Below are 26,437 nucleotides of genomic sequence, written 5' to 3' on the forward strand. Positions count from 1 at the left end.
ATACTGATGGTCTCGCTGACTACTATAAGGAAACTCTCCCGGAAATCACGAAGGTTGACGTGGAAGGCTGGAAGAAGGAACTCGCTGACGTTAAGGAAAATCACTATCCGAAGTTCGGCAAGCACCTCCCGAAGGAACTCTCCGAAATCATCGACATGATCCAGGATCGCCTCAATAAGGCTTAATCGTTCCCTTTAGGAACTTTAAATCCTCGCTACCTCAAAGGTGGCGGGGATTTTTATATAAATTATATGCAAATTCCAGTTTTATTAAATTGTTAAAATACAAATAAATTTAATAAATTAGATGGGTTTAAAAACGAAAAAATGCCGACTCTAAAGTCGGCATAAATCTTTTGTAGCTAGAGCTTTTAAATTAGTTGTAGCTTGCTTTTGCTTGGGTTTGGCTTGCGAAAATCTTGTCGTATTCGTCCTTGGAAATTCTCTTGTAACCCGTCACGATTTTGCCGGATTCGTCTTCGCCGAATTCATAGTAGGCGGAATCGCCTTTCACTCGCATCAGGATGTCCATGTCGAGGGAATTCTTGCCACGGAGCACGCCTTTGTCGAGTTTGGCGTGCAAGTCGCCATTCACGTTCCTGATAGTGAAATCAATATTGTTGTCAGAGAAAACTTCGAAAATCATATCGGCTTCGCCTTTCCAGTAGCCTGCATAATTGGGCGTTTCGCTGCTGCAACCGAAGAATGTTAACGAAGAAAGAATTAGAGCGGAGAGAAAGATTTTTGTTTTCATGGTGTAAAAATAGATTTTTTTTTGAAGTAAGGCTAGTAAATCTATGTAACGTTGTTTTAACGCTTGGCTATTTACAGCACCTGAATCCGACACTCGGGTACTGGTTCTGTGGATAGAAGCTGAATTTGCTCTCGGTGCAGCGGCTTTCGTTGTTTGTGTTCCAAGCTCCGCCTGCGACCAGGAACTTGTCCGGGTGCTGCTTGCTAGTCGAGGATGTCCATTCCCAGAGGTTGCCGTTCATGTCGTACATGCCGTACCAGCTGCGGCATTGCGTTTTGCGACCGCTCCGCTTGGCGGCTTTCGTGTTGGTGTTGCACTTGCTTTGCTTGTAGCTGTTGCCGTAAGAATATTTGAATCCGTCCTTGCCACGGCAGGCGGCTTGCCATTCTTCGATGGAGCAGAGGTGCTTGCCTTCTTTTTTGCAAATGTTCGCAGCTTCTTCTTGGCTCACCATGTCCTTGGGGGCTGCATCGGGCTGGTTCGGGTATTCGTAAGCATCGACGCAAACGGTGCGACCGCCAACAGGAACAGGGAACGCGTTCTTGCCGCAGACGTTGTCGCTTGCCATGTCGTATTTTGCTTCTTCCCAGGCGGTACGGTTTCCGACGGAATCGGCGGCGTAGAAGAATACAGAACCTGTCTTATTGTAGTCGATTCCTTTGCTTGCGTCTTGCGGGTTAAGCGTATCGCCGATAGAGATGAACGTCTTGCACTTGATTTCGTCGCACTTGACCTTGAGCTTGATGGGGGAGTAGTAGCGACCGGCGGGCGGCGTGATTTCTGCTGTGGGAGGAACTTTGTCCGAATTGCGGAGGCTGTCCGCCTGACGTAATTTGTTCAGCGAATCTTGTTTTGCTTTTTCGCTTTTTGCAAGCGAATCGGCGACGCGGGCGAGGCTATCCTTGCGGGCCTTGCGTGCAGCTCGGATGCTGTCGCGTGCGGCACGGAGGCTGTCCTTGTTGACGGGCTTTAAGTTTGCAAGGGAATCTGCGATGCGGAGGCTGTCGGCTGTACGCAAGCTGTCTGCAACGCGAAGACTATCTGCAATGCGTAAACTGTCCGCGATTCTCGCTTTTTCGATTGCGTCCAAACTGTCTTTTTTCGCTTGTTCAACCAAGCGGAGACTGTCTAAAACCTGCTTTTGGCGGATGGCGAGTTCAGAAAGTTTTTGGTCTTCGATGGCCTGTTGCTTAACTTTGTTGAGCTGGCACTGCACAATGAACAGGCACACGAGCAAAAGGAACATCAAAATCAAGATGATGAGGTTACGCTTTCCGTTTTTTTTGTTCTTTTGCGGTTCGTTTGTTTTGTTGGTGTTGTTTTCCATATCCTATCCTATTCTCTAAATCTCTACGGTTTCGTCTCTACGGCTTCGCTGTCGCTCTCGTTTTCTTCCTCGTCAAGGACTTCGTTGAAGAGTTCGTGCCAGTGGCGGAAAATTTCTGCTTTGAGTTCCTTGGGGGAGAGACCGCGTCTCAGAGTGTTTCTGTAGGCGGTAGAAATTTTTCCAGTTTCTTCGGAGACGATAATGATGAGGGCGTCGCTTTCGGCTGCGAGTGCTTTTGCGGCGCGGTGACGCATGCCATAACCCGCATCGCCTTCGGCATTGCCTGTCGGCATGGGCAAAATGCAACCTGCGGCGACAATCGATTTGCAGTTGAGAATCACGGCTCCGTCGTGCAATGCGGAATTCGGGAAGAAGAGCGCTCGCAAAAGTCTGGAACTGATTCGAGCGTCAAGATATTCGCCGGAGTCGGCGTAGTTTTTAAGCCCCACGCGTTTTTCTAATACAATAAGTGCTCCTGTCTTTGTCTTTGCCAGGTCTTGAACGGCAGTGCAAATTTTTTGAGCAACTTCTTCAAGGCCGCTGGCGTGGAAGAGAATGTTGCGTAAATCGACTTTGCTGACGCTTTGACCGATACGCGTAAGAGCGCTTCGAATTTCGGGCTGGAACAGAATCACGATGGCGACGATTCCAAGGGTGGCTAGGTTACTCAGCATCCACACAAGCGTGTGCAGCTCCCACCATTGCGCGATAAGCCATGCGAGAATCAGCAAAAACGAACCGAAAATCATCTGGGCTGCACGCGTGCCGCGGAACAGCAAGAAGATGTAGTAAAGAATAACCGATATGAGGAGTACGTCCAGAATGTCGGCCATTCGAACATCGATGATGTTGAATAACTTAAACAGTGTCATGGGACTTTAATGCCTCCAAATACAATAATGATTCTTTTGCCTCGCGGACATCGTGCACGCGGAGAACGCTTGCGCCGCCAAGGGCTGCGATAACGCCTGCCGTCACGGTCGGGATAAGCCTGTTGCTCGTTTCAAGGCCTGGCATCTTGCCGATGTAGGACTTTCTCGACGTGCCAATCAAAACGGGGTAGCCGTCCTTGAGCATGACATCGACGGACTTCATCAAGTCTATGTTGTCTTGAACCGTCTTTCCAAAACCGATACCCGGATCAATGCAAATGCGTTCTTTTTCGACACCTGCATCGAGGAGCTTTTTCACTTGTGCCAAAAGCTCTTCTTGAACTTCTTGAACAACGTTTGTGTATGGTTTGAAGTCTTGCTGCATGGTACCGAAGTTTCCGCGCATGTGGTTCAGCACGACACTTGCTTTCGTCTGTGCGACCGTGTCGATCATCTTCGGGTCCATCATGCAAGCGCTGATGTCGTTGATGATGTGCGCTCCGAGTTTCATGCATTCTTCGGCGACTTTTGCCTTGACCGTATCGACCGAGATGTAGAACTTGCGGAATCCCGGGTTTTCGAGGTCTTCTGAAATCGTCGCTGTCTGCGCGAGAGCTTCCACGACGGGACACACTCGGTCGAGTTCTTCTTGAAGGCTTACGGGAGCGCTCCCTGGGCGGCTGCTTTCTCCACCTATATCTAAAATAACAGCACCTTGTTCGACAAGCGAAATCGCATGCTCGTATGCGGCTTCGGGCGTGTTATGCTTGCCTCCATCAAAGAAACTGTCCGGGGTAACATTCACGATACCCATGACAAGCGGCATCCTCGAAGCTGGAACGATGTCGTTTCCAATTTTCCAAGAGATAGCACGAGTGGATTCAAGAATAGAGCTAAGCATAGTTACGGCGTGGCTGTAAATAGATTAATGTTGATTGGTTTCTTTGACGGAGTTGGAGGTTTCGTCGCCAGCGACGGAGTTCGTTGCTGTTTCATTGCCTGTTGCGGGGGCGGGCTGCACGTTGGCTATTGGCGCTACCGGCGGCTGAACTCCGGGGTCGGGCGGCGGAGTGTTTTCTTCTTCGCGTTTCTTTGCAAGTTCTTCCATGGCTTGGTACTGGCGGCTCTTCTTTGTGCCGGTGAGTTTTTCGCCCGCCATGACCTTGTCGATTTCTTCGCGGTCCAAAACTTCAAATTCAAACAACGCTTCTGCAAGGTCGATGAGCTTGTCCTTGTTTTCTTCGAGCAACTTCTTGGCGGCTTTGTCCATTCGCTTGATTAAGTTGTTGATGGCGTTGTCGATTCTTTCGGCCATCATTTCGGACATTTCCTTCGGCTTCGAAATCTCGCGTCCGAGGAACACTTCGCCATCGGAGCGGCTGTAGCAGACCGGCCCGATTTCTTCGTCGAAGCCCCATTCTGTGACCATCTTGCGGGCAAGCTCTGTTGCGCGTTGGATGTCGTTCGAAGCGCCTGTGCTCTGGTGGTTGAAGAAGATGAGCTCGGCGAGGCGGCCAGACATCATGATCATGATGCGTTCTTCGGCGTATTCGCGGCTGTAGCTCACCTGGTCGCGTTCAGGCAAACTCATGGTTACGCCCAAGGCTCGACCGCGAGGGATAATCGTAATCTTGTGGAGCGGGTCGGAATGCTTGCACAAGAGCGTCATCAAGGCGTGGCCTGCTTCGTGGTAAGCGGTGTGGCGCTTTTCTTCGTCGGTCATGAGGAGCGTACGGCGTTCGGCACCCATGCTGAGCTTGTCGCGGGCTTCTTCAAAATCGAGCATCGTCACTTTCTTGTTGTTGAACCTTGCGGCGAGGAGGGCGGCTTCGTTCACCAAATTTTCGAGGTCTGCACCGGCAAGTCCCGGAGTTCCCTTTGCAACGGCCTTCACATCGACATCGTCGCCAAGAGGCACTTTGCGTTTTTTCAAATGCACGCGCAGAATTTCTTCACGGCCCTTGAGGTCGGGGAGGCCCACCACAATCTGGCGGTCAAAGCGACCCGGACGGAGGAGAGCCTTGTCGAGCACGTCAGGGCGGTTCGTCGCTGCAATCAAGATGACACCTTCGTTTGCGGTAAATCCGTCCATCTCGACGAGCAACTGGTTCAAAGTCTGTTCGCGTTCGTCGTGACCGCCGCCGAGACCTGCACCACGCTGGCGACCCACAGCATCGATTTCGTCAATGAACAAAATGCACGGAGCGTTTTTCTTGCCAGTTTCAAACAAATCACGCACGCGGGATGCGCCCACGCCAACGAACATTTCCACAAAGTCCGAACCCGACATACTAAAGAACGGCACGCCAGCTTCGCCAGCAACCGCACGGGCGAGGAGCGTCTTGCCTGTACCCGGAGGCCCGACGAGCAAAGCCCCTTTCGGAATGCGACCGCCGAGAGCATCGTACTTCTTCGGGTCTTTCAAAAATTCCACGAGTTCCTGCAAGTCCTGCTTGGCCTCGTCGCAACCGGCAACGTCGTTGAACGTCGTCTTCTTCTGCGAGTTCAGCTGCCGCACTTGGCTCTTGCCGAACGAGAACGGACTCTTTCCGCCACCGCCCATTTGGCGGCTCATCATGATGTAGAAGAAACCAATCAGCAAAATGGCGGGCAAGAAAGCGACAAGCGTGTCTATCCAAGTTGTCGATTCGTGAATGACTTTGACTTTGACGCCTTTGTATGCTTCCCAAGTTGAAATCTGCTCGTTCGAAATGTCGAGCATGTGGCTTCTGAAATGTTTGGTCTTGATATCGCTGTTGGCTCGCGTAAATCTTGCAAGTGCGCTCTGCTTTTGCTTTGCCTCGGCAATTTCTTCCGGGGTCATCTCGTAAGCGCCTTCGATAATCACGCCATCGGGAGTCTTTTGCAATGAAAGTTCAGTGATAGCCTTGGTGGAATCACCCATCATCTCCAAAAATTCGGTCCGTGTAATATCCTTGTTCGAATCTTTGCTTGTCATGGGGAACATGACGAAAAGCATGAGGAGCATGATGAGAACGATGATAAAATTCTTGTTCTTAAATGGGGCGTTGGGCTTCTTCGGTTTATTCATTATAATCCTTTTCTTTCATTTCGCAAGATACAAATTTTAAGGCGGATTCAGTATCTTTGAATTCGCAAATCCAGACTGTATGGCGTATTTTGACGATGGAACGCTTGCGATATGATGCACGGATGGGTATTTTGATGTGGGCGGGTTCCTTGGGGGCGTAAAAAAAGCCGATGGGGAAGCGGAATCCCAGCTCCGAAAGCCATAAACGGAACAACTCGGAAAGGTCTGCTTTTGCATGCTCCCGCAGAATTTTATTGAGCTTTTTTTTGTCTAGTGAGACGAGAGACGACAACCATATGGGGCGAGCGACGCGACCAACGAAGTTGGGCATGGCCGAGCCGAATGGTTGGGACAAAAGCGAAGCTTGTGTCCAATGACGAGAGACGAGAGAAGGTGTGTGCGAGATGAAAGATGTCATCCCGGACATCGTTCCGGGATCAGTTTTTTTGTCATCCTGAGCGGTGTTGAATGGGAACGATGTTGTGTCATCCTGAGCGAAGTCGAAGGATCTAGAACATTTTTCCATCACTTTGGCGTACGCTCTGTCGGCAAGTTCTGCGATGCGGCTGAGTTGCTTTGTCGCTCCCGGACATTCGCGCTCCAGATTCGGCAACAGTTCATGACGAATCTTGTTACGTGTAAATTTCACATCCGCATTGCTCTCATCTTCGCACCAGCTTAAACTATTTTCGCGAGCATAGGCGAGAAGCTCCGCACGAGTCACATGCAGGAAGGGACGGTAAAGATAGACGAAAGACGAGTAGCCTGTCCTGAGCTTGTCGAAGGAAGAGACGAGAGATGAGTCATCCTTTTTATTGTCATCCCGGACACTGTTCCGGGATCGGCTTTCGTCATTCTGGAGTGTGTCATCCTGAGCGGAGAACCGTTGGTTCGTAGTCGAAGGATCTCGTGAATTCTTGTCATCTTGGGTGGGGGAGGACTCCCCCTGATTGCAGCCCGTTGCACGGTCTTTCATCACCCCTTCTAGCGGGGCTTCAGACGCCAGCCCCGCAACGCCCCGGCTATTGCTTAGGACGCGAACCTCTTGAATCCCGCGTAACCCGGCGAGCGTTGTTCCGCGTTTAATGCGCATGAGCATCGTTTCTGCCTGATCGTTTGCATGGTGAGCGGTAACGATTGCGATAGGGGTTTGGTGTATGGGGTCGGTCGCTAAGCGGAGAATCGGTTGGTGTGGTTCGACAGGCTCACCAACCTTTTGCCGAACCATGGGGTATGGGGTGTGTGTGACGAGAGACGAGTAGCCTGTCCTGAGCTTGTCGAAGGAAGAGACGAGATATGAGTCATCCTTTTTATTGTCATCCCGGACACTGTTCCGGGATCGGCTTTCGTCATTCTGGAGTGTGTCATCCTGAGCGGAGTGTAACGGAGTCGAAGGATCCAGAGCAATCTCAACAAGTGCTTTGTACCTTGCATCCCTTGCGTTTTCTTCGAGCGAACCTTCGGCATTTTTCAGCGCCTCTCCATCCAAACGTTTCAAGAAAAACGGAACCCCATGCGACTTCGCAAATTCTTCCACAAATTTTGCGTCTCTGTCTGCAGTCCCTTCGCGCAATCCGTGGTGCACATGTGCAATGCCGAGCCATTCAATGCCGAGCGCTTCGCGTTTCTCGATAAAATAATGAGCCAAGCAAATAGAATCCAACCCGCCCGAAACTGCAAGCAGCAGGCGTTTAAAACCATGGCGTCGGATATGTTCAACTAAATCAAACGTCAATCCAATAGACCTTCTAGGCAAGAGTAAAATTCTTCTTGATTGCCTTTTTGGTATGCTTTGACAGAATTTTTGTTATAGTCTATTTCTAAATCGGATTTATATTCTTCGGAGCAGTATTTATAAAGATGCTTTGGATGAACTGATTTGTATGACAAAGAACATTTCTTTTTTCCGTGAGAAACTGTTTCAGAACCGACCAGCATGCCGTCGATAAATTCAAAAGTGAAAGAATCTATAGAAACGATTTTGTCTTTAATCTTGATATCCATGAAACTTGTTCCTGTTGTATCAAAGGATATACCCATTTCGGCGTACTTATCATACAATTCTGTACTATCGATTTCTTCGTATTTTGTCGATATATGGAGAACCTTTTCTATGATTGCGTGAGGGTTGGCTTGCGAAAGATAAATGTAGTTGTCAGGGAAAGTCCAAATCTCGTAAAGAGAATCGGCGGTGATTTTCTTTTTCTTGTCATAGCCGTCATCGTCGCATTCAAAATAATTATCATCTTTATTGAAATAACAATCGGGATCAATCCACTCATTTTGAAGTGTTGTGAAATTTCCTAGATAAATCATTCCTCTATTAGGAATTTCTGTTTGACCTTGTTTCATGCGGTAAAATTCAAGTTCGTTCAGATAAAGTGTGTCATTTGAAATGTTGTAGAAATAAGCCTCGTATGAAGTATCATTCTTTAAAACAAAATTTCCATTTTCATAGTAACAGCGAGGAACATAAGTGTAAAAGTAAGGGTGTCCATTCAACGTGTCATAGACAATTTTACTGGCATTGATTAGAGTATGGTTGCCTGATGGAATTGAATTATCAGAAGATGACGGATTTCCATCGCTGCAAGCGATAATTACCAGAGATGCAAAAAGAAATGATAATGTTTTTTTCATAACAAACTCCTGTTTTGACTATACCATTATTGTTTTAAATTAAATTGCTTGATGCAATCGTTGAATTCGTCATCGTTGTCGCTGTAGCTTAGAAGTTGATTGACAAAAGTACGGTGGATGTGGCTGTAATCATTTTTGAGAAAATCCATGTCGTGCTCAGTAGCTTCGCAATACTCTTGCGTGATGTCAAGGTTCTTGTTCCAATTGGTGCAGGTTATTCCTTGGTAGGATACCTTTATTATGGCGTTAGTGTATTGCGTGGGTTGCATTCCTATGGAAAGAGTTGTGTTGATTTCGATAATCTTTCCATCTACAGAAATATTTACAGTGTTGGAATCTTTCTGCAAGAACCATAAGCCACTAGCTATAAATGCTGTGTCCGAAGTGACTTGCGGGTTTTCAATGAAGTAGTTGCGACATAATTCTTCTTTTGGTTCGTCATCAAAAATCTTGTAAATTTGGTAGCAGTAATCGCCGGGACCATAAAGCTTGTAGATGTCCTTGAAACTTGATTTTATGGTTCTCTGGGTTGGTTCCAGAATAAGTGTTGTCTTGTAATTGGATGGTTTGGTCACGAATGTTCCGTTTCTAATACTGCCAACAAGTTCCCATGTTGAAAAAATGGAATTAGATTTGCCTACATAAACGTCTGCTGCATAAATATTATCACATTCGTCTCCGAAGTAATCGCATTCGTATAGAGTGTCATTTGACATTTTGAATCCGAAAGAATGATCTATCATAAATTTAAGAGTGTCTCCGCCATATTCGGATTGGAACGAAGTTGGTGACACTTCGTACCTGTCCAAAAAGTTCGTGTAGTTCTCCGTAACCCATTTGAAAGAATTTGTGGCGGAATCGTAATCGCATTCCTCTTCAAGGGAATAGTACCTCAGATGCTTTTCGTCGAAGAATGAAAAATGGTCCGTTTTTTCAATTGTGATCCAGTTGTCAGACTGGCTTTCGATACTTGGTGATCCGTTGTTTCCAAAAGCATCTGTGGAATTGTCTTCGCTGCATGCGGTCATTAACATGGTCGCGGCGATAAATGCTAAAATCTTTTTCATGACAAATCCTTTATTGTAAATAAAGTTACAAAATAATTAGTTGTTAGAATTAACGGTGTACTGGTTCAACAATTGCTTTGTTTCTTCGGTCGGGAGTCCTTTTGCGCATTTGTTAAATTCGTCATTGTTATCTACGCTGAATCCTTCTACAGGTCCTTCTTTATAGTACAATTGATCGTCACTTTTATCGCGAGCGCTCAATAAAAATTCTGCACGTTCTTCTTTGCACAATTTTTCGTTGATGAAACCCAATCTTTGCGTGTTTGTGCATGTCTTTCCGTTGCTGGATATTGTCGTAATGTAGTTCATTCCTGTTGCGTCAAATTTAGGAGTAGAAACAACTTCAAAAAGTTGGTTGCCAATAGAGAATGATTGCTTTAAAAACTCTTTGGATCCCTTCTTTATCGTATTTTCAATAATCAGTTGTTTGATGATTGCGTCGGCAATATCAAAGCCAAAACTACGTTGTATAACGTTTCCGATGTTGATATCGTTTGGTTCTAAGTTGTCTGAATCTACGATCGTAATGATATAAATGGAGTCTTTTGTAATTTTCATCGTTCTTGCAATTCCACTTATGCCACCGATGTATTTTGAACACTTGATTTCTGTATCTCCAAGGATTCTTTTGCAACCGGTGACTTTCCACGTTCCATAAATACCATTGTGATCATTGCTCAACGACAATGTTTCGTAATTATGGTATGTGTCAAAAAATAGTTGCTCTTCAGGATCGTCTGAAATTTGTTTTTCGGCGGGGCCCATCCAAAGCGAATCGCCAACAATCTTATAAGAGCTCGGATCCAATGATTCAGGATATTCTTCCCATGCGAATTTTTTTGTATCGGGGTGGTAATTGCAAGCGTATGTTCCCTGATAAACTCGTCCCATAGCTTCGTCGTATTTAATCGGGATGGTATATGTGTAACCCTCGCCGAAATCGTTTGCGTTGAGTGAACCTGTTGCAGATGTTGAATTGTCTTCGCCGCATGCGACAAGCAGGAACGTGCCAAATAAAACTGCGTAAGCCTTTTTCATATTCAATACCCTTTTTTATTCAAGGAAAATATATTAAATTTAGATTTCAAGGAGGCTGTCATGGCTAAAAATAAAGATAAAGTGTTCAGCAAGTCCGCTGAAACTGCAAAGGAGAGTGCTGTGTTGCGCACGCTCCGCATAGACGGCTCCCAAAACGGAGCCACGCTAAGGACAAGAGTTGTCCGCGACAAGACAAAGTACACCAGAAATTTGAAACACAAGAAGTCCCTCGCTGAAGCGGGGGATTTCCCTTTTTATGAGGGCTTTGTAAAGAAATATAGCCAGCCATCCTCAAACGGAGTGCATCGCAACCATCGTCATCCTCGAAATTGTCATCCTGGAGCCGAAGGCGATAGGATCCATGATTTTTCATACTTATATTTGTTGTGATAATATATATTTGAGTCAAAGAGGATTTTATGCATTTAAGTTTGTTTTGTATTTTAGGTGTTGCAGCGATGTTTGCGGCTTGTTCGACCGTGTCTGCAACGGATGACGATGATGACACTATTACTTTGAATGGTTCAGGGAAAAAGATGCTCAGCTCCAATAGCAAAAATGGTGGGAAAAGTTCGTCCAGCCAATCAACTGAAATCATGGATGAAGATTGCGTCGGCGAATCGGGAGAGCCGTGGGATGGAACGACTGCGAAAAACTTTGCGTGCGGTTCTGGCACAAAGCTCAGCCCTTACATTATTTTGACGGCGGAGCAGCTTGCCCATCTATCATTTGTTGTAAACTCAAGCGACAAGGCTTTTAGCGGCAAGTATTTCAAGCTTGGGGCGGACATTTTTTTGAACAAGGGCAAAGTCATCGATGAAAAAGGCGGTTTTGTCGCTGATTCCGCGAAACTTCACAAATGGACGCCAATCGGCAATTCGAGTGTCGCTTTTGATGGAAACTTCGATGGCGACGGTCATTCCATAAGCGGAATGTTCATCAACACGACGAGTTCGCATAACGGGTTGTTCGGGAATAGTCAGGGAACTGTGCAGAATGTGACTGTTGAGAATTCGTGGGTGTATGGAGGAGGTTACTCTGGAGGTGTTGTTGGAATGAATGGAGGAACGATTAGCGATGTGTCGAATTATGCTTCTGTAACTGGTAATCAAGATTGTGTCGGAGGAATTGCTGGTCGTTCAAATGGACCTTACCCTAAAAATGCATCCATTTTGAATGCAAAAAACTATGGAATAGTAAAAGGTGTGAATTTCACTGCTGGCATTGCTGGTCAGACTTATCAGGCTACTCTTGAAAATGTTGAAAATTATGGTTTGATTGAAGGAAAAAATAATGTTGGTGGTATTGCAGGACGAGGTGCTTATACGTATATAAACAATTATTTTATGGATTGTAAAAATGCAGTTAATTATGCTGATGTCTTTGGAGAAGAAAATGTTGGTGGCATTTTGGGTGCGGCTGGTTATGTAAGTCCAACTATATCGTCTGGCAAAGTTCTTGCAACATTGATAAATGCGAAGAATGGTGGAAAAATCAATGGAAAAACTAGTGTTGGTGGTATTGTTGGATTTGCAAATAGGGTTTCTTTGGAAAACATTGGTAACATTTCAACGGTTGAGGGGAATAAATATGTATCAGGAATTGTTGGACACTTAATAGGTTCTAATTCTAAAAATCTTTATAATACTGGCAGTATTTCTGGTTTTCAAAATGTAGGTGGAATTATAGGTTACAATGAAGAAGGCGTTACGAACTCTGCATATTCCACCGGCAAAGTCGATGGCGATTCATTGGTCGGTTTGATGATAGGCTACAACTACAATACCACCATGGCTGATTACTACTATCTCAAACGCGGTAAGCAAGAACCCTTTGGCCTCAATAACGGTGGGGGAGTCGCAACACCTAAAACCGAAGACGAAATGAAATCCAAAGATTTCGCCAAGCTCCTCGGTGATGAATTTGTCTATGACTCCGGCCTGAATGACGGCTATCCTGTACTCAGCTGGGAAAAGGAATAGATATGGGCAAAAAATTTCGAACGCGTGTTCAAGGGGAATCGCTCCAAAGGAAAATAGATGCTGATTATGAACAATATTTTTGCATTTGGGGCTTTTTCCTAGCTTTTTTTGTTCTGACCGTTTATATATGGCTTTTTTACTTTGGTGTTTGGAATATAACGTTGGGTTTAGCTATAACATTTTCTGTATTCACTTTTGGGGTTCTTGTTTATGGAATTCGTAAGTCTCTTAAATTGATAAGGCATATGCGTAATTGTTACAAGGGCATGGAAGGTGAGCGTTTAGTTGGTGAAATGCTAAATAAGTTGAGTTGTGATTCTATTCGGGTGTTCCATGATGTTTGTGGAGATTGCTTCAATGTGGATCATCTGATTATCAGTACCCGTGGCATTTTTACCATAGAAACGAAACATTACGATAGAAAAAAGGGATACAAGTTTTTATATCAGGATGGCAAACTATTGTTTAATGGGCGAGTTTGCAAAACTCTTTTAAATCAAATGGATGGCGAAGCAAACTTTATTTCTGAAAAGCTTGAGTCGTTATGTGGACGGAATTATCCTGTTCAAAAAGTTGCAATCATTGTTGGGGCTTATATTGAAAATCCTGCAAGAGATTTTTCAAGGTATTGGATCTTAAATGAAAGCGGCTTTCCAAAGTTTTTTTCGAATGCTAAGGAATCGCTTTCCATTGACGAAGTTCGCTCTATAGCAAATCAAGTGACGGAGTGGCTTAAAGTTTCTGTGGATTAGTGAAAATAAAGGCTACCATGATTTCATTTTGCAAATAGCTTCGGTGACGGTGTAGGTTTTAACTTTTGAAGGCCTTTTCAAAAGTTTCTCGTAAATTTTGTTACCTTCTTCCATTGCTTTAATTGTGGCTATGGAAAGATTGCATTTTTTTATAATGTTTTTTATTGAATCGTTTTTTGTTGTATTCATATTGGTCGTATTTCTTACTTTTTTTGCTTTTTATTGGAAATATTATTTAAAATTGAGGAAAATGCAATAGAATGCCTTTTTTCCTCCACTAACTATAAAAATGCTATATTTTTTGGAGAAAAATGCCTGTTTTTCTCAAATTCTGTTGCATAATTTCGCATTTTGCGTAACGCATTTTGCGAAAAATGTTTATATTTAGGTCATGAGCAAGAATCCTTTCCTTTTGTATGGTTATGACGGTCCTGAGTATTTCTGTGACCGCGAGTCAGAAACGAAACGCATTATTTCGGCGCTTCGCAATGGCAGAAACATTACCTTGCTTTCGCCTAGACGTATGGGCAAGACGGGACTGATATCCCATGTTTTTGATACAATCCAAAAGAAAGAAAAGGATTCGGCTTGCTTTTATATTGATATTTTTCCGACGAAATCGCTTGAGCATTTTGTTCAGGCTCTTGGCAAAGCTATTGTCGGTAAGATGGATTCTTTTGGCAAAAAGACTGCCAAAACGGCTTTTACCTTGTTTAAAAGTTTTAGGGTGGTCCTGTCGGCAGATCCTGTCTTGGGAACTCCGCAGCCTTCTATAGAATTCGCACCGCAAGAAACAAAGAATACTCTTGCAGAAATTTTCTCGTATTTGAAAGAGTCCAAACGCGAATGTTACATTGCTATAGACGAATTTCAGCAGATTGCGGAATACAAAGATGATGGTGTAGAGGCTTTGCTCCGTTCTTACATCCAGTTCTGCCCGAATGTCCATTTTATTTTTTCAGGCAGCAAACAGCATTTGATGACTGAAATTTTTGGTTCGGCATCGCATCCGTTTTATCGGAGTACTGAAATTTTCAATTTGACGGCGATTCCGAAGGAATCCTATTTTGATTTTGCACAGAAGTGGCTGAAACAAGCTGGTTGCAATTGTTCGCAAGAAGTTTTTGATAGCTTGTACGAAAAACTTGAAGGCCATACTTGGTATATGCAGCGTGTGCTGAATGCTCTTTATGAATTGGCACCGAAGTCAATCGAAATTTCGCATGTCGAGCAGAGCATTGCACAGATTGTCGATTCCGAGAAAGAAATTTATCAGCGTCTGCTGGATTCCATGACGAACAATCAAAGTCAATTGCTTATAGCTGTCGCAAAAGAGGGTGTTGTCGGTGCGATTAATTCGTCTGCGTTTATCCATAAGTATCGCTTGAAAAATGCGAGTAGCATCAGCCGGGCTTTGGAAATGCTGATGTCGCATGAATTTGTGACAAAGAACGCAAACGGTTATTCGGTCTATGACCGCTTTATGGCTCTTTATTTAAAAACGCTATGAGATTTTACTGATAGTCAATCTTTTTTGACGATTAGAGCTGTTTACTATATTTACTGCAATCATTCTAACACTAACCCTAGACCACATCCCATGCGACTTTGGCTTGTTACTTGTCCTGATAATTTTGCTGGTGAATACGACGAAATCGAAGAAATGTTCCGCCGTGGACTTACTCGTTTGATTCTCGATAAGCGTGGGCGAGGTGACGAAAAGCGTGCTTCGTTTCATGATTACGAACGCTGGTTGTTGAGTCTTCCGATGGATTTGCGCGACCGCATTTGGGTGCGTGGAACGCCCGACATGGCTGAACAGCTGGACGTGCGCGGTTGCGTGTGCGAAGCGGAAAGTCTTATGGGCGATGTTCCCGAAAGCTGGAAACGCATGGACTGTGTGGCTATCTGCAATACGCATGAGCAATTGGAATCTTTGCCGGATTGGGTTTCGGCTGCTCTTGTGGGGCCTGTATTCCAGCCGCAGTCTGCTCTTGGTCCCGTAGATACGCTCGGTGTGCAGTTTCTTTCCCGCATTTTCGAAGACGAAAATAAAAAAACTCCGAGGGTTATCGCCTTCGGAGGTATTGATCACGAAAATTTATCTGAAATATCGAAATTCCCGTTACTTGGTTTTTCCTTGCTGGGTGGTATCTGGAACTACGCCGACCCCGTCAACGCTTTTATCAAGTTGAGCCGCGCGTGCGGCTGCGCTATCCGCTAGGGCCTTCGTCTTCTTTTCGAGGGAGACCATTTGCCGCGCCATCGCATTGCATTTTGCGTTTTTGGGCAGAGTTACTTTCCACTGGAGCGTGCTGTCGAGTACGGAGGGCTCAACAATCCATGTTGTTTTGTACGGGCAGTTTAAGCTCATGAGATAGGTGATTTTAAGAGCTTTGCCTTCGTTTTCGTATTTGAATTCGCGTATTTTTTTCTCAACAGGGCGGAATCCGATTTCGCTAAAATCTCCGATTTTTCCACTTTTCTTGAAATAGCTTTGTTGGGCGTTCATGTAAGCGTCAACAGTATGTTCCATTCTGATTGCGGTGGGACGGCCTTTGTCGGAGACATTTTCCTTGATGAAAATCGAGACTGTGAAAAATGCATATACTGTCAGGCATGTCATGATGACGGCGAAGGGGTACATCCATGGAGAGGACTTGTAATGTCTGCCGCTCTTTTTTCTCTTGTACTTGCCACGGGTGATTTTCCACAGATCCCTGATGACGAGTAGCTGCACGAGGCATGCGGCTACGATGCCGAGGACGGCTATCCATGATGGGAGGATGGCGTGATTTGCCGTGTAGATGAAATAGATGAGCGCGAATGTGACTCCGCCCCAAAGGAGGTATTGACCTCCTCTTGTGCGTCGCCCTGTCCAGAAACAGTGTGCGCCTAACGATCCGAAGAGCATACATAGCCAGAATACCGGTGCCGTCGGTTTGTGCGAGGTGCGTCCTGAACTGATGTGGATGTCCTTGCTATCGGATTTCTTCGCTAAGTTTTTTAAAAAATTCTTGAGAATCATAATGTTTCCCTATTTTACGATAAACTTAGTAATTTTGGATTGACCATTGGCAAAAATATCTTTGCGGATGTACAAACCATGCCATTGTGGTTTTGTTTGGAGCATTTGACCGTTTGCACTGAAATAGATTGTTCGCATTATTTTGCTGGAAATTTCTAATTTATTGCTGATTTGTGCACTAAAACCCGTTCTCGTCGTATCCTCGATAAATGGCTTGTCCGGGTCATCGACGACCATCTTGATTTTGGCTTGGCTTTTGCAGCCGGTTTCGTTCGTGTAAGTCACGGTGTAGTAGCCGCTCTTGCTTCCGTCCAAGTTTTTGAGCGTGTTTTCTCGGGTAGTCGATTTGAATTTGTCCGGACCTTCCCAGCTCCATATTTTTCCGTCCCAAGGGTGAGGTCCGAAAGTCACGCTAGAGCCTTTTGCCACTTTCAAGTCTGTGGATTCGTTCCATTCGCCGTCGCCGACTTTTACGTAAGGAACAATTTTTGTGCCGCTGCAGGGGGCGACCACTTTTTTGCCGTCGCAGACTCCGATGGAATCGGGAATGTCGATGACTCGCGGTTCGAAATCCTTTGTCGGGAACGCCTTCATGAGTGCCGCCGTTTCTTGAGCGGTAATCGGGAGCACCGTGCCGTGGCGAGGCGTGAACGCACCTTTCATTTCCGTGTTTTGCACGAACTTGAATGTTTTGAGGTCCGTGCTGCTTGTGAACTGGTAATGGCCGTTGTTGTAGCAGTCGTACATCAACACCCACGTATTCTGGTTGATGAGCTTGAATACGCCTGCACCTTCAACAGCTTCTGTGGTTTGCTGCAAAGCGCTGGTCCGGTTGTACCAAGTCGGGCCTTTCGTTCCGTTTGCCGAGGTCAATGTCTGTGCCTGCACCTTGCAGATTCCGCCGTCCCCTTCGTTCTTGTAAAATGCGTGATAAAGCTTATCTACGGGATTATAGACGATGTCCATGTCGATGGTCGATTTGCCGCGGTCAAAGAAATGGATGGGGTCGCCTTCGAGGTCGGTGAAGTCCTCGTTCGCGTAATTGAAAAACACCTGGTCGTAAGGAATGGTCCCGTCGTTAGTCAAAAGCGAGTAATAGACGAGCGGCCTGCCTTTGCTGCCGTCCTTGTTCACGTAGCTATCGTCCCAGAACGTTTCGGGAGCCCACACGCGGGTCACGTTCGCGAAGTTCTTGCCTTTGTAGCGGTCCGGGAAGTGAATCGTGCTGTGCTTCCAGTGGATGAGGTCGCGGGACTTCATCAGCACCATTCCTCGGTTGCTGGCCCAGCCTTCGGCACTTTTCATGTCGGTGTTTACCATGTAGAACCAGCCGTCGGGCGCACGCAGCACGTGCGGGTCGCGCAGCCCCTTCTTGATGCTTACGGTGTCGGCTGCCACTACACGCTTGCCGTCGTTCATCGGCGTAAAGTTGTAGCCGTCGTTGCTCAATGCATAGTAAATATTTTCGTTGTTGTTGGCAGGGAAATATGCAAAGAGATAATTGGAGTACGGCTCGAACCCGTGGATGGAAACTTTGAAATCTCTTTTTTCGGCTCGCGGCGTACTTCTTTCGTTGTCATAGAGCGTTGCTGTAAGGGTGACTTCCTTGTTTTCGCCTACAAGGCGCCCGTTGATTCGACCATCGTGCCCGAGGAATAGTGTGTCGGAACTTTCCCAAGTGACCGGGAACGGCCCGAATTTCTTCATCGTGTCGGGGAGGTTCAAGTCTGTATAAAGGTCGTTGATGCCTGCTGGTTCCAGATTATCGAGTGCTTCCCAAAACGGTGCTATTTCGACGATTTCCTGTGCGTTGAGCGGCGACACGAAAAAACCTCCTGCGACAAGTATCGCAGAGACACAAGAAGTTTTTTTCCAACCCTTTATTTTTTTCATAAGAACTCCATTCAATTCAATTATAATATACTTTTTACCATGATAATAATCACAAGAGGGGGTTTTAAAGTCTTGAAAAAAATTATCTATATCGTATATTCTAAGTTGTAATAAAACGAGTTGCTATATTTCAAATTAAAAGCGTATATTATAGACATGGAACGAAGCCGTTTAAAAATTTTAGTTGTAGATGACACCAAGACGAATATCGAGGTGTTGGAAGGCATTTTGTCGAACGATTATGATGTTTGTGTTGCGCTCAATGGTAAAAAAGCTTTAGAACTTACAGAAAAAATTAGGCCGGACCTGATTTTGCTCGATGTGATGATGCCGGAGATGGATGGTTACGAGACCTTGAGGATCATGCGTGAGAAAAATATCCTGCAAGGGATTCCGGTGATTTTCCTCACGGCAAAGGCCGATAGCGTGAGCGAACAGACAGGGCTGGATCTCGGTGCTGTCGATTACATCACCAAGCCTTTTTCGCCAGAACTGGTCAAACTGCGCATCAAGAACCAGCTTGAACTGAAGCTCCAGCGCGATAATCTGAAATACCAGCGTGACCATTTCCATGAGCTGGTCGATGAACGCACCGCCGACCTGCGTAGGACGTTGAAAGTCATGCTGACGAGCCTCGGTGCTTTGGCGGAATACCGCGACCCCGAGACGGGGGAGCACATCCGGCGTACACAGATTATTGTCCAGCGTATTGCGGATCAGCTCCGTAAGACTCCGAAGTATGCCCAAATGATTACACCGGAATATGTCGAGGACCTTGCTACGGCAGCCCCGCTCCATGATATCGGTAAAGTCGGCATCCATGACAAGATTCTCCGCAAACCGGGGAGTCTCACACGTGAAGAACGTGAAATCATGATGCAGCATCCGCAAATGGGTTACGATGTCTTGCTCGAAGCGACCAAGGAACTGCATGATAACGAGATGGTCCGCATTGCGGCGGACATGGCTCTAGGACATCACGAGTACTGGAATGGCGAAGGCTATCCGAACCACAAGAAAGAAGATGAAATCCCTATAGGGGCTCGCATCATGGCTGTTGCCGATGTGTATGATGCGCTCGTCTCCAAGCGACCGTACAAGGACCCGTATCCGCATCAGGTGGCCGTTCGCGAAATCATCCGAGGCCGCGGGACGCAGTTCGATCCGGATGTCGTCGATGCGTTCCTTGCCATTGCAGAACAACTTCCTGAAATTTACGAACAGTTTAAAGACACCTCTTCCGAGGAACATTCGGCTTGACGCACAGTCCGCTAAATGAAAAAAGACGTCACCTCCGTTGGCGCATTTCGATTGTCTATACCATACCGATGCTTGTCTTCACCATCGTGTTGGTCGTTGTTTTTGCGAATTATTTAAAATCGACGTTGATTTCTGCGTCTTATAGCGCGTCTGAAGTCAAACTTCAAGAAAAAGTTGTTGTGGATGTCGATTTGTTTTTTTCGAAAGCAGAAAAACAGTTCAAGACATTGCCTCAAATGCTCCAGTTTGCAAAAGAATCGGACATCAAAAAATCTTTGAAAAAACATTTGATGTTCTCGACTTACATTGTCGATTCTTATTACGGCAATACGCATGGCAGGTTTATTTCGGGGCGAGATTTCAAGCTTGACGAAGAAAAAAAAGAATTTAGGACCCAAACCTGGTATCTCGAAGCGTCTAGGCTTAAAGGTTTTGCCATTACTGGGCCTTCGATTAACGAAAATGCAAAAAAACGAGTCTTGACGTATTCTTACCCGCTATGGGACAGGAACGGAAAGTTCATGGGAGCTGTCGCTGAAGATATTGATTTGCAGAAGGTGCGGCAGATCATGGGGGAGGTCGCCAAAAGCGATGGCGGGATTACGATGCTCGTGGGTTCCGAAAACGATAGCTTGTTTACGTATTTCCCTTACGAGACTAGTCTTCACAAGATTGTCATGGATACGGTTGCCAATCTTTTGAGCCTTGTGCAAGGCGATATTTTGCAAGACAAGCTGGTTCCTGGTGTTGTTGCGCGTTTTGAAAAAACGGATTCGGATTATCGCAAGCTTATCTATATGGTGACCCCGCTTTCGAACGCCCCGTTCTATCTTGTTCATGTTGTCCAAAAGAACAAGATTGTTGCCATGGTCCAGGATAACTTGCATGCCGTTATTCTGGTGATTGCGTTTGTCGTGCTCGCCCTCATGGTTTTAACGACGTTGATATTCCATTTCCTTTTTAAGTTCTTCATCCAGAAGGATTTGAACGAAAGCGTCAGTTCCAGTACGATGTTCGAGACGCTTTTGGGGAGTGATAATTTTAGGATTATACTGACAAACGATACGTTCGATATTCTCCATGCGAGTGCTTATTTTTCTGAATTTTTCAATAACGGCGATGAAATTCGTGGTGAAATTCTTTGGAAATTCTTCCATTCGGAACAGTTTAAAAAGTTTGTCTATAAAGTATCGAAGGGCGGTAAAATGCATGCGAGCGAGCGTCAGATTATTGTCCCTGTAAAGAGTTGTACGGGAGAAGACGCTTGGTGGAAAGTCATTTTCCAGTTCCTTGTCGAAGACGATGGCTCGATACGTTATCTGTTCCTCATTTCTGATGAAACGAGCGGCATCCAGAAGGATACGATTCTCGATACCATCATGCTCTCGGCGGGCAATTCCATTCTCGTAATCTTTGACAAAAACCGCAAAGTCATGTACATGTCCAAGCAATTGGCGGATTACCTTGTTGTTGATTGGAAAGATGCGATTGGGCAAACGCTTGCGAATTTGACAAAATGCGGCATGCCCGAAAGCGTTGTGGAATCTTTGAAAAAAGCATTTGATGAACAGGGCGTATGGAAAGATACCTTCTTGCTCCAGACGTTGAATACGCATAAGGAAACATGGTTCAGCGGCGAAGCTTGTACGTTAAAAGTTCAGGAATCGGTCGTGGGTTACATGCTTTCGATGATTGACATTTCTGAAGTTGTCGCCGCTCGCGAAATTGCAGAACAGGCGACGCAGGCCAAGAGTGAATTCCTGGCCAACATGAGTCATGAAATCAGGACTCCGATGAATGCGATTATTGGAATGGCGCACTTGATCCAGGAAACGCAACTGGACGAACGCCAGCAAGGGTTCGTCGAAAGAATCAGCCATGCAGCCACGTCGCTATTGAGGATTATCAACAGCATTTTGGACTTCTCGAAGATTGAAGCCAAAAAGCAGGAATTGGAAATCACGCAGCTTATTTTGCAACAAGTGATTAATGAAGTCACTACATTGGCTGTCGTTCGTATTGCGCAAAGGCCTATAGAACTGATTGTCGATATGGATCCCGAAATTCCTGAAGTATTGATGGGGGACCCGCTTCGTCTTTCGCAAATTTTTACTAACCTCATCAACAATGCGACTAAGTTTACTGAAAGCGGAAGCATTACGCTTCAAATTAAGCATGAACAAGTTATTGGAAATAACGTAAAACTTTCGTTCAGTGTCATCGATACGGGTATCGGTATGACGAGCGAACAGTTGAGTGGATTGTTTACGGCGTTTACGCAAGCGGATGGTTCCATTACGCGTAAATACGGCGGAACAGGACTTGGGCTTGTTATTTCGAAATCGCTCGTGGAGCTTATGGGCGGCGAACTTCAAGTGGAAAGCGAATATGGAAAGGGCTCCAGATTTTATTTCACGTTGACTCTACCGGTCGCTGCGCAGTCTGCTGTACCGAAGTGGAAATCGGTTTCGACCTTCAGAAACAAGAATGTTTTGCTCGTCGATGATTGCGGAAAGCTTCGCGATGTGTTGCGGCATTATTTGACGAAATTGCGTTGCGTGGTCGAAGAAGCGGGGTCTGTTGACGAAGCTTTGGATTTGATCCAGGCTCATGATGAGGCTCACGAAACGCCATACGACTTGTTCGTTGTCGATTATCAAATGCCGATTCTGAACGGTTTTGATTTTGTGCAGGGGCTACCTTCCAAGATGAAAAAGATTCCGAAGATTTTGATGCATCCGATTCATTTTGACGAACGAAATTATCATTTGGCCGAAGAAATTGGTTACAATAGCTGCGTGGCGAAACCGTTACAGATAAGCTCTTTGCTGAGTGCCATGCAGGAAGCGGTTGGCGAAACCCTTACATACCAAAAATCCGTCAAGACAGAAAAGAACAAGGTATTCTTCAAGGAAGCTAAGATTCTTTTGGTCGAAGACAACGAAATGAACCAGGAATTGGCGGTATCGCTTTTGAACAGCGTAGGTCTTACGACGATGGTTGCAAATAATGGTAAGATTGCGCTGGATTTGCTCAAGAAAAATGCGTTCGATCTTGTTTTGATGGATATCCAAATGCCTGTCATGAACGGCCTTGATGCGACCGTAGAAATTCGCAGGCGTCCTGATGTGTATTTCAAGAAGGTGCCGATTATCGCCATGAGTGCAAGGGCGTTCCAGAAAGACAAGGAAGATTGCTTGAATGTGGGGATGAACTCTTACATTGCAAAGCCGATAGACCCAAAATTGCTCTTTAGCGAACTCGCCAAGTATTTGCCTGTTGCAGAAGAGACTGCCATTGTAAAAACGTCGAACGAGCCGGAGACGGAAACGACTGATGCCGATGATGATACTGTTTCTTTGTTCCAAAAGGTTCGACACTTCGATGCCGCTGCTGGATTGTACCATGCAAATGATAACAGGAACTTGTACTTTAAGATTTTGCAGGGCTTTGTTCGCGATTACGATGGCAAAATCCAGAAATTGAAGTCTGATTTTGAAAATTCCAAGTGCGAAGAGCTGGCTCGCAACATCCATACGATAAAAGGCCTCTGTGGAACAATCGGTTCGTATCACGTGCAGACGCTGGGACAGATGCTCGAAAGTTCTTTGCTTAAAAAGGAACGTAACTTTAGCGATTTCCTTGCGTTTGAAAAGGCTCTAGAGGAACTTATTGATGACTTGAAGATTGTTATGCAGAATATTGCATCGGAACAGTCGAATGCGTCTGTGATTATCAAGCATATTGACCCCGAAGCGGTGGACAAATTGAAACAGGCCATTGCGGATCTCAAGCCTGCTATTGAATCTTGTTCCTCGACGCTTTGCAAGCGGATTCTCGATTCTTTGGAAAAGATCATGTTTACGCAGGAGCAAGAGAGAATTTTGCAAAAGCTGCATAACCAAATCGAAGATTACGACTTTATGGAAGCTGAAGCAAGCGTTAAGAACTTGGAAAAGACTATTGGCTGTTAGTCTTGGTCTGTCGTTTTTGAATTAGATTTTTTTGTGATTCTAAAAAATCATTGCGGCAATAAATGCTAATGCAACGATAATGGCGGCGGCAGTGCCGACGATTCCGCCGAATCCTTTTTTCTTTTTGGCGTAGGGGCTGTTCGGGTCATCGCCGAATTCGTTTTCGAGAATTTCGTCGTAATCGGGTGTTTCGAGGTCGCTGTATTCAGCGCCTTCTTTCCAGCCGGTGTTTTTGTCGCTCCCGCAGTGGGGGCAGAAGTTTGCGCCTTTTTTCAGCTCGGCGCCGCAATGAGGGCAGATGGTCATGGGCTATGAGGTCTCGTTTTTTTTATGCTATTCTAATTCAAAGTCGATGACGTGTGTTAAAGAATTGGGTAATGGGGGCTTGCGTCTCAAGCGAAAGAATGATAGTATTTTTGGCGGTAGAAAGTTGGAAGTCTTTGGTGATTTGTTTGCCTTTGACGCTCTTTGTGCGTCTTTTGCTGGACTCAGAAATGGGTGTGCAAGCACACCCGCTTCACTCGCCCTTTGCAAAAGTTTCTAAATTTGTCCCCCGTCAGGGCCTATCATCCAGGTAGGTTCCTAGTCCGGCACGCTACAAGAGCCTGCCGCTAAAGGAAAAAAAATGGCAAAGAAAGTTCAGGATGCCCTTAAGGACATCATCTCCCTCTGCAAACGCCGCGGCTTCATTTTCCCCGGCTCCGAAATTTACGATGGCCTCGCCAATACTTGGGACTACGGTCCGTATGGCGTGGAACTCAAGCGCAACATCAAGAACCTCTGGTGGAAGAAGTTTGTTACGAGCCGCCAGGATGTGCTCGGTCTCGATAGCTCTATTCTTTTGAACCCCCGCGTTTGGAAGGCCTCTGGCCACGTGGGCAACTTCTCTGACCCGCTGGTTGACTGCCTCGCTTGCCACGAACGTTTCCGTGCTGACCAACTTTTGGAAGACAAGCTCGGTGAAGGCTGCTGCGCCGGCAAGAACTTTGACGAAGTCCACCAGATGATGATGGACAACAAGATTGAATGCCCGACCTGCGGCAAGACCGATTGGACCAAGCCCCGCGCATTCAACCTGATGTTCCAGACCGAAATAGGCGTGATCGAAGGCGAAGGCAACAAGGTGTACCTCCGTCCGGAAACGGCCCAGGGTATCTTCGTAGACTTCAAGAACATTGTCGACAACGTCCGCCCGCGCATCCCGTTCGGTGTCGGCCAGATCGGTAAGAGCTTCCGTAACGAAATCACTCCGGGTAACTTCATCTTCCGTACCCGCGAATTCGAACAGATGGAACTCGAATTCTTCTGCGAACCGGGTACCGAACTTGACTGGTACAACTTCTGGCGCAAGTACTGCTTCGACTGGCTCGTGAACGACCTCGGCGTGAACAAGGAAAAGCTCCGCCTCCGCGAACATGCCAAGGAAGAACTTTCTCACTACAGTAACGGTACCACCGACGTCGAATACGAATTCCCGTTCGGTTGGGGTGAACTCTGGGGTATTGCAAGCCGCACGAACTACGACTTGACGCAGCACCAGAACGAATCCAAGGTCAAGCAGGAATACATCGACCCGGTCCAGAACAAGCGCTACATCCCGTACGTTGTCGAACCGTCTCTCGGTGTGGAACGTTTGCTCCTCGTGCTTCTCTGCAACGCTTACGAAGTCGAAAAGCTCGAAAACGACGAACGTACCGTTCTCCATTTCGACCCGAAGATTGCACCGGTGAAGGTCGCCGTGCTCCCGCTCGTGAAGAAGGGACAGGTGAAGGCCAAGGCCGAAGAACTCTACCAGAAGCTTCTCAACCGCTGGAACGTCGAATACGACGAAACGCAGTCCATCGGTAAGCGCTACCGCCGTCAGGACGAACTCGGCACGCCGTTCTGCGTGACTGTCGACTTCGACACGGTGGGCGAGGGTGAATCCGATCCGGCAAAGCTCGGTTTCGTGACTGTTCGCGAACGCGATTCCATGAAGCAGGAACTGGTCAAGATCGACGAACTCGAAGCTTACCTCTCCGCCAAGCTCGGCTGTTAAGCGGCTTCGCCGCGATGTGAAGTGTGAAATGTGAAGTGACTGATTTTTCATTACACACCACACATCACACACTACACACTAAAAAGGGCCCGGAAACGGGTTCTTTTTGCTTTTTTACCGTAAAAAAGGATGGAGTCCCCTTGCGTATAAATTTGCAAAAGGTATATTTACCGATGATGAAGAAGAAATATTTATCTTTGCTTTTTTCTGTGCCGTTCCTGGCATTCCAGGCGTGCACTACCGATGTTGGTTACTCCCCGAGCGAACGCTACTCAAATGTCACTCCGACCTATAAGGTTCATTACAAGAGCGATATGCCCGCATGCAAGGGCGACTTGGAGAACGTTTGCGTTCGTGTGACCGAGATTTCGAATGTCCATGAGGACTACGTCTGTAACGACGGTTTCTGGATTTTCCTAGGGACGACGGATGACGTAAAGGCCGCGAATAAATTGCCTGATATCAGCGAAACCTCTGCAGCAGCGAAGGAAACTCGGCAGAATTTCTCCAAAGTCAGCAAGTCTACCATAACCGATTCTCGCGATGGCAAGACTTACAAGGTTATTGAGTTCGAAGGCGTGACCTGGATGGCGGAGAACCTGGACTACGCGACCGAATACAGCAAGGTGAACTTGGAATGTGAAAGCATTGGCCTGACGAAGTGCGGACTTCTCTCCACTTGGCGAGATGCCGTCAACGGAGGTGATGACTATTCCGACCTGTGTCCATCGGGCTTCCGCTTGCCCGAAGAAAAGGATGTG

The 26,437-nt window shown here is 46.2% G+C and carries 22 protein-coding genes; 10 read left to right on the forward strand and 12 right to left on the reverse strand.

Annotated elements, in window-relative coordinates; genetic code table 11:
* Positions 1-185 (forward strand): hypothetical protein (locus tag IKG78_RS00700; protein ID WP_290938105.1); only part of this gene is annotated, 185 nt, incomplete at its 5' end.
* Positions 186-375: 190 nt separating this feature from the next.
* On the opposite strand, the gene IKG78_RS00705 is transcribed toward IKG78_RS00700, so the two are convergent.
* The 9 genes from IKG78_RS00705 to IKG78_RS00745 all read right to left on the reverse strand — a co-directional run bounded on the left by IKG78_RS00705 (position 376) and on the right by IKG78_RS00745 (position 10,749).
* Complete coding sequence (locus tag IKG78_RS00705) at positions 376-753, reverse strand: hypothetical protein (RefSeq protein ID WP_290938107.1); 378 nt, start codon at positions 751-753, stop codon at positions 376-378.
* Between the two features lie 67 nt (positions 754-820).
* Positions 821-2,080, reverse strand: a complete 1,260-nt coding sequence (locus IKG78_RS00710) for an SUMF1/EgtB/PvdO family nonheme iron enzyme (protein WP_290938109.1) — start codon at positions 2,078-2,080, stop codon at positions 821-823.
* A gap of 23 nt (positions 2,081-2,103) precedes the next feature.
* On the reverse strand, positions 2,104-2,952 hold the full coding sequence (gene cdaA, locus IKG78_RS00715; protein WP_290938111.1) for a diadenylate cyclase CdaA: 849 nt from the start codon (positions 2,950-2,952) through the stop codon (positions 2,104-2,106).
* Entirely contained in the window at positions 2,939-3,853 is a 915-nt protein-coding gene (folP, locus tag IKG78_RS00720; protein ID WP_290938113.1) for a dihydropteroate synthase, read from the reverse strand. Before folP ends, cdaA begins: the two co-directional genes overlap by 14 nt.
* A 24-nt stretch (positions 3,854-3,877) precedes the next feature.
* Positions 3,878-6,004 (reverse strand): ATP-dependent zinc metalloprotease FtsH, encoded by a 2,127-nt coding sequence (gene ftsH / locus IKG78_RS00725; RefSeq protein WP_290938115.1) that lies wholly within the window; start codon positions 6,002-6,004, stop codon positions 3,878-3,880.
* Positions 5,997-7,739 (reverse strand): tRNA lysidine(34) synthetase, encoded by a 1,743-nt coding sequence (locus IKG78_RS00730; RefSeq protein WP_290938117.1) that lies wholly within the window; start codon positions 7,737-7,739, stop codon positions 5,997-5,999. The genes ftsH and IKG78_RS00730 overlap by 8 nt, the downstream gene beginning before the upstream one ends.
* Complete coding sequence (locus IKG78_RS00735) at positions 7,736-8,644, reverse strand: hypothetical protein (protein ID WP_290938119.1); 909 nt, start codon at positions 8,642-8,644, stop codon at positions 7,736-7,738. Before IKG78_RS00735 ends, IKG78_RS00730 begins: the two co-directional genes overlap by 4 nt.
* Positions 8,645-8,670: 26 nt before the next feature.
* Positions 8,671-9,711, reverse strand: a complete 1,041-nt coding sequence (locus IKG78_RS00740; RefSeq protein WP_290938121.1) for a hypothetical protein — start codon at positions 9,709-9,711, stop codon at positions 8,671-8,673.
* Between the two features lie 36 nt (positions 9,712-9,747).
* Entirely contained in the window at positions 9,748-10,749 is a 1,002-nt protein-coding gene (locus IKG78_RS00745; RefSeq protein WP_290938123.1) for a hypothetical protein, read from the reverse strand.
* A gap of 60 nt (positions 10,750-10,809) precedes the next feature.
* Here IKG78_RS00745 and IKG78_RS00750 point away from each other — a divergent pair, with 60 nt between their 5' ends.
* The 5 genes from IKG78_RS00750 (at position 10,810) to IKG78_RS00770 (ending at position 15,707) form a co-directional block, all read left to right on the forward strand.
* Positions 10,810-11,139 (forward strand): hypothetical protein, encoded by a 330-nt coding sequence (locus tag IKG78_RS00750; RefSeq protein ID WP_290938125.1) that lies wholly within the window; start codon positions 10,810-10,812, stop codon positions 11,137-11,139.
* A gap of 29 nt (positions 11,140-11,168) precedes the next feature.
* On the forward strand, positions 11,169-12,731 hold the full coding sequence (locus IKG78_RS00755; protein ID WP_290938127.1) for a hypothetical protein: 1,563 nt from the start codon (positions 11,169-11,171) through the stop codon (positions 12,729-12,731).
* A gap of 2 nt (positions 12,732-12,733) precedes the next feature.
* A complete protein-coding gene (locus IKG78_RS00760; protein ID WP_290938129.1) occupies positions 12,734-13,483 on the forward strand; it encodes a nuclease-related domain-containing protein in 750 nt (249 codons plus the stop codon).
* A gap of 391 nt (positions 13,484-13,874) precedes the next feature.
* Positions 13,875-14,993 carry an ATP-binding protein gene (locus IKG78_RS00765; RefSeq protein WP_290938131.1) on the forward strand — a complete coding sequence of 373 codons (1,119 nt, stop codon included), beginning with the start codon at positions 13,875-13,877 and terminating at the stop codon, positions 14,991-14,993.
* Between the two features lie 90 nt (positions 14,994-15,083).
* A complete protein-coding gene (locus IKG78_RS00770) occupies positions 15,084-15,707 on the forward strand; it encodes a hypothetical protein (protein ID WP_290938133.1) in 624 nt (207 codons plus the stop codon).
* On the opposite strand, the gene IKG78_RS00775 is transcribed toward IKG78_RS00770, so the two are convergent.
* Both IKG78_RS00775 and IKG78_RS00780 read right to left on the reverse strand, forming a co-directional pair.
* On the reverse strand, positions 15,609-16,511 hold the full coding sequence (locus IKG78_RS00775; RefSeq protein WP_290938135.1) for a hypothetical protein: 903 nt from the start codon (positions 16,509-16,511) through the stop codon (positions 15,609-15,611). The genes IKG78_RS00770 and IKG78_RS00775 overlap by 99 nt on opposite strands.
* A 9-nt stretch (positions 16,512-16,520) precedes the next feature.
* Entirely contained in the window at positions 16,521-18,404 is a 1,884-nt protein-coding gene (locus tag IKG78_RS00780) for a glycoside hydrolase family 43 protein (RefSeq protein WP_290938137.1), read from the reverse strand.
* Between the two features lie 156 nt (positions 18,405-18,560).
* On the opposite strand from IKG78_RS00780, the gene IKG78_RS00785 reads away from it, so the two are divergent.
* Together IKG78_RS00785 and IKG78_RS00790 are read left to right on the forward strand one after the other, a co-directional pair.
* On the forward strand, positions 18,561-19,664 hold the full coding sequence (locus tag IKG78_RS00785; RefSeq protein ID WP_290938139.1) for an HD domain-containing phosphohydrolase: 1,104 nt from the start codon (positions 18,561-18,563) through the stop codon (positions 19,662-19,664).
* Positions 19,661-23,638, forward strand: a complete 3,978-nt coding sequence (locus IKG78_RS00790; RefSeq protein ID WP_290938141.1) for a hybrid sensor histidine kinase/response regulator — start codon at positions 19,661-19,663, stop codon at positions 23,636-23,638. The genes IKG78_RS00785 and IKG78_RS00790 overlap by 4 nt, the downstream gene beginning before the upstream one ends.
* Before the next feature lie 39 nt (positions 23,639-23,677).
* Here the strand turns inward: IKG78_RS00790 and IKG78_RS00795 are convergent, their stop codons facing one another.
* Positions 23,678-23,944 carry a zinc ribbon domain-containing protein gene (locus tag IKG78_RS00795; RefSeq protein WP_290938143.1) on the reverse strand — a complete coding sequence of 89 codons (267 nt, stop codon included), beginning with the start codon at positions 23,942-23,944 and terminating at the stop codon, positions 23,678-23,680.
* A 319-nt stretch (positions 23,945-24,263) separates the two neighbouring features.
* Here IKG78_RS00795 and IKG78_RS00800 point away from each other — a divergent pair, with 319 nt between their 5' ends.
* Both IKG78_RS00800 and IKG78_RS00805 read left to right on the forward strand, forming a co-directional pair.
* A complete protein-coding gene (locus IKG78_RS00800) occupies positions 24,264-25,676 on the forward strand; it encodes a glycine--tRNA ligase (RefSeq protein ID WP_290938145.1) in 1,413 nt (470 codons plus the stop codon).
* Between the two features lie 173 nt (positions 25,677-25,849).
* Positions 25,850-26,437 (forward strand): FISUMP domain-containing protein (locus tag IKG78_RS00805; RefSeq protein WP_290938147.1); only part of this gene is annotated, 588 nt, incomplete at its 3' end.

This window comes from Fibrobacter sp. (assembly GCF_017545445.1).
Classification (GTDB): Bacteria; Fibrobacterota; Fibrobacteria; order Fibrobacterales; family Fibrobacteraceae; genus Fibrobacter.

Excerpts from the sequence above, each read along its gene's own strand:
- IKG78_RS00705 (WP_290938107.1), bottom strand. The coding sequence starts at position 753 with ATGAAAACAAAAATCTTTCTCTCCGCTCTAATTCTTTCTTCGTTAACA.
- IKG78_RS00710 (WP_290938109.1), bottom strand. The coding sequence starts at position 2,080 with ATGGAAAACAACACCAACAAAACAAACGAACCGCAAAAGAACAAAAAA.
- cdaA (WP_290938111.1), bottom strand. The coding sequence starts at position 2,952 with ATGACACTGTTTAAGTTATTCAACATCATCGATGTTCGAATGGCCGAC.
- folP (WP_290938113.1), bottom strand. The coding sequence starts at position 3,853 with ATGCTTAGCTCTATTCTTGAATCCACTCGTGCTATCTCTTGGAAAATT.
- ftsH (WP_290938115.1), bottom strand. The coding sequence starts at position 6,004 with ATGAATAAACCGAAGAAGCCCAACGCCCCATTTAAGAACAAGAATTTT.
- IKG78_RS00735 (WP_290938119.1), bottom strand. The coding sequence starts at position 8,644 with ATGAAAAAAACATTATCATTTCTTTTTGCATCTCTGGTAATTATCGCT.
- IKG78_RS00740 (WP_290938121.1), bottom strand. The coding sequence starts at position 9,711 with ATGAAAAAGATTTTAGCATTTATCGCCGCGACCATGTTAATGACCGCA.
- IKG78_RS00745 (WP_290938123.1), bottom strand. The coding sequence starts at position 10,749 with ATGAAAAAGGCTTACGCAGTTTTATTTGGCACGTTCCTGCTTGTCGCA.
- IKG78_RS00750 (WP_290938125.1), top strand. The coding sequence starts at position 10,810 with ATGGCTAAAAATAAAGATAAAGTGTTCAGCAAGTCCGCTGAAACTGCA.
- IKG78_RS00755 (WP_290938127.1), top strand. The coding sequence starts at position 11,169 with ATGCATTTAAGTTTGTTTTGTATTTTAGGTGTTGCAGCGATGTTTGCG.
- IKG78_RS00760 (WP_290938129.1), top strand. The coding sequence starts at position 12,734 with ATGGGCAAAAAATTTCGAACGCGTGTTCAAGGGGAATCGCTCCAAAGG.
- IKG78_RS00765 (WP_290938131.1), top strand. The coding sequence starts at position 13,875 with ATGAGCAAGAATCCTTTCCTTTTGTATGGTTATGACGGTCCTGAGTAT.
- IKG78_RS00770 (WP_290938133.1), top strand. The coding sequence starts at position 15,084 with ATGCGACTTTGGCTTGTTACTTGTCCTGATAATTTTGCTGGTGAATAC.
- IKG78_RS00775 (WP_290938135.1), bottom strand. The coding sequence starts at position 16,511 with ATGATTCTCAAGAATTTTTTAAAAAACTTAGCGAAGAAATCCGATAGC.
- IKG78_RS00780 (WP_290938137.1), bottom strand. The coding sequence starts at position 18,404 with ATGAAAAAAATAAAGGGTTGGAAAAAAACTTCTTGTGTCTCTGCGATA.
- IKG78_RS00785 (WP_290938139.1), top strand. The coding sequence starts at position 18,561 with ATGGAACGAAGCCGTTTAAAAATTTTAGTTGTAGATGACACCAAGACG.
- IKG78_RS00795 (WP_290938143.1), bottom strand. The coding sequence starts at position 23,944 with ATGACCATCTGCCCTCATTGCGGCGCCGAGCTGAAAAAAGGCGCAAAC.
- IKG78_RS00800 (WP_290938145.1), top strand. The coding sequence starts at position 24,264 with ATGGCAAAGAAAGTTCAGGATGCCCTTAAGGACATCATCTCCCTCTGC.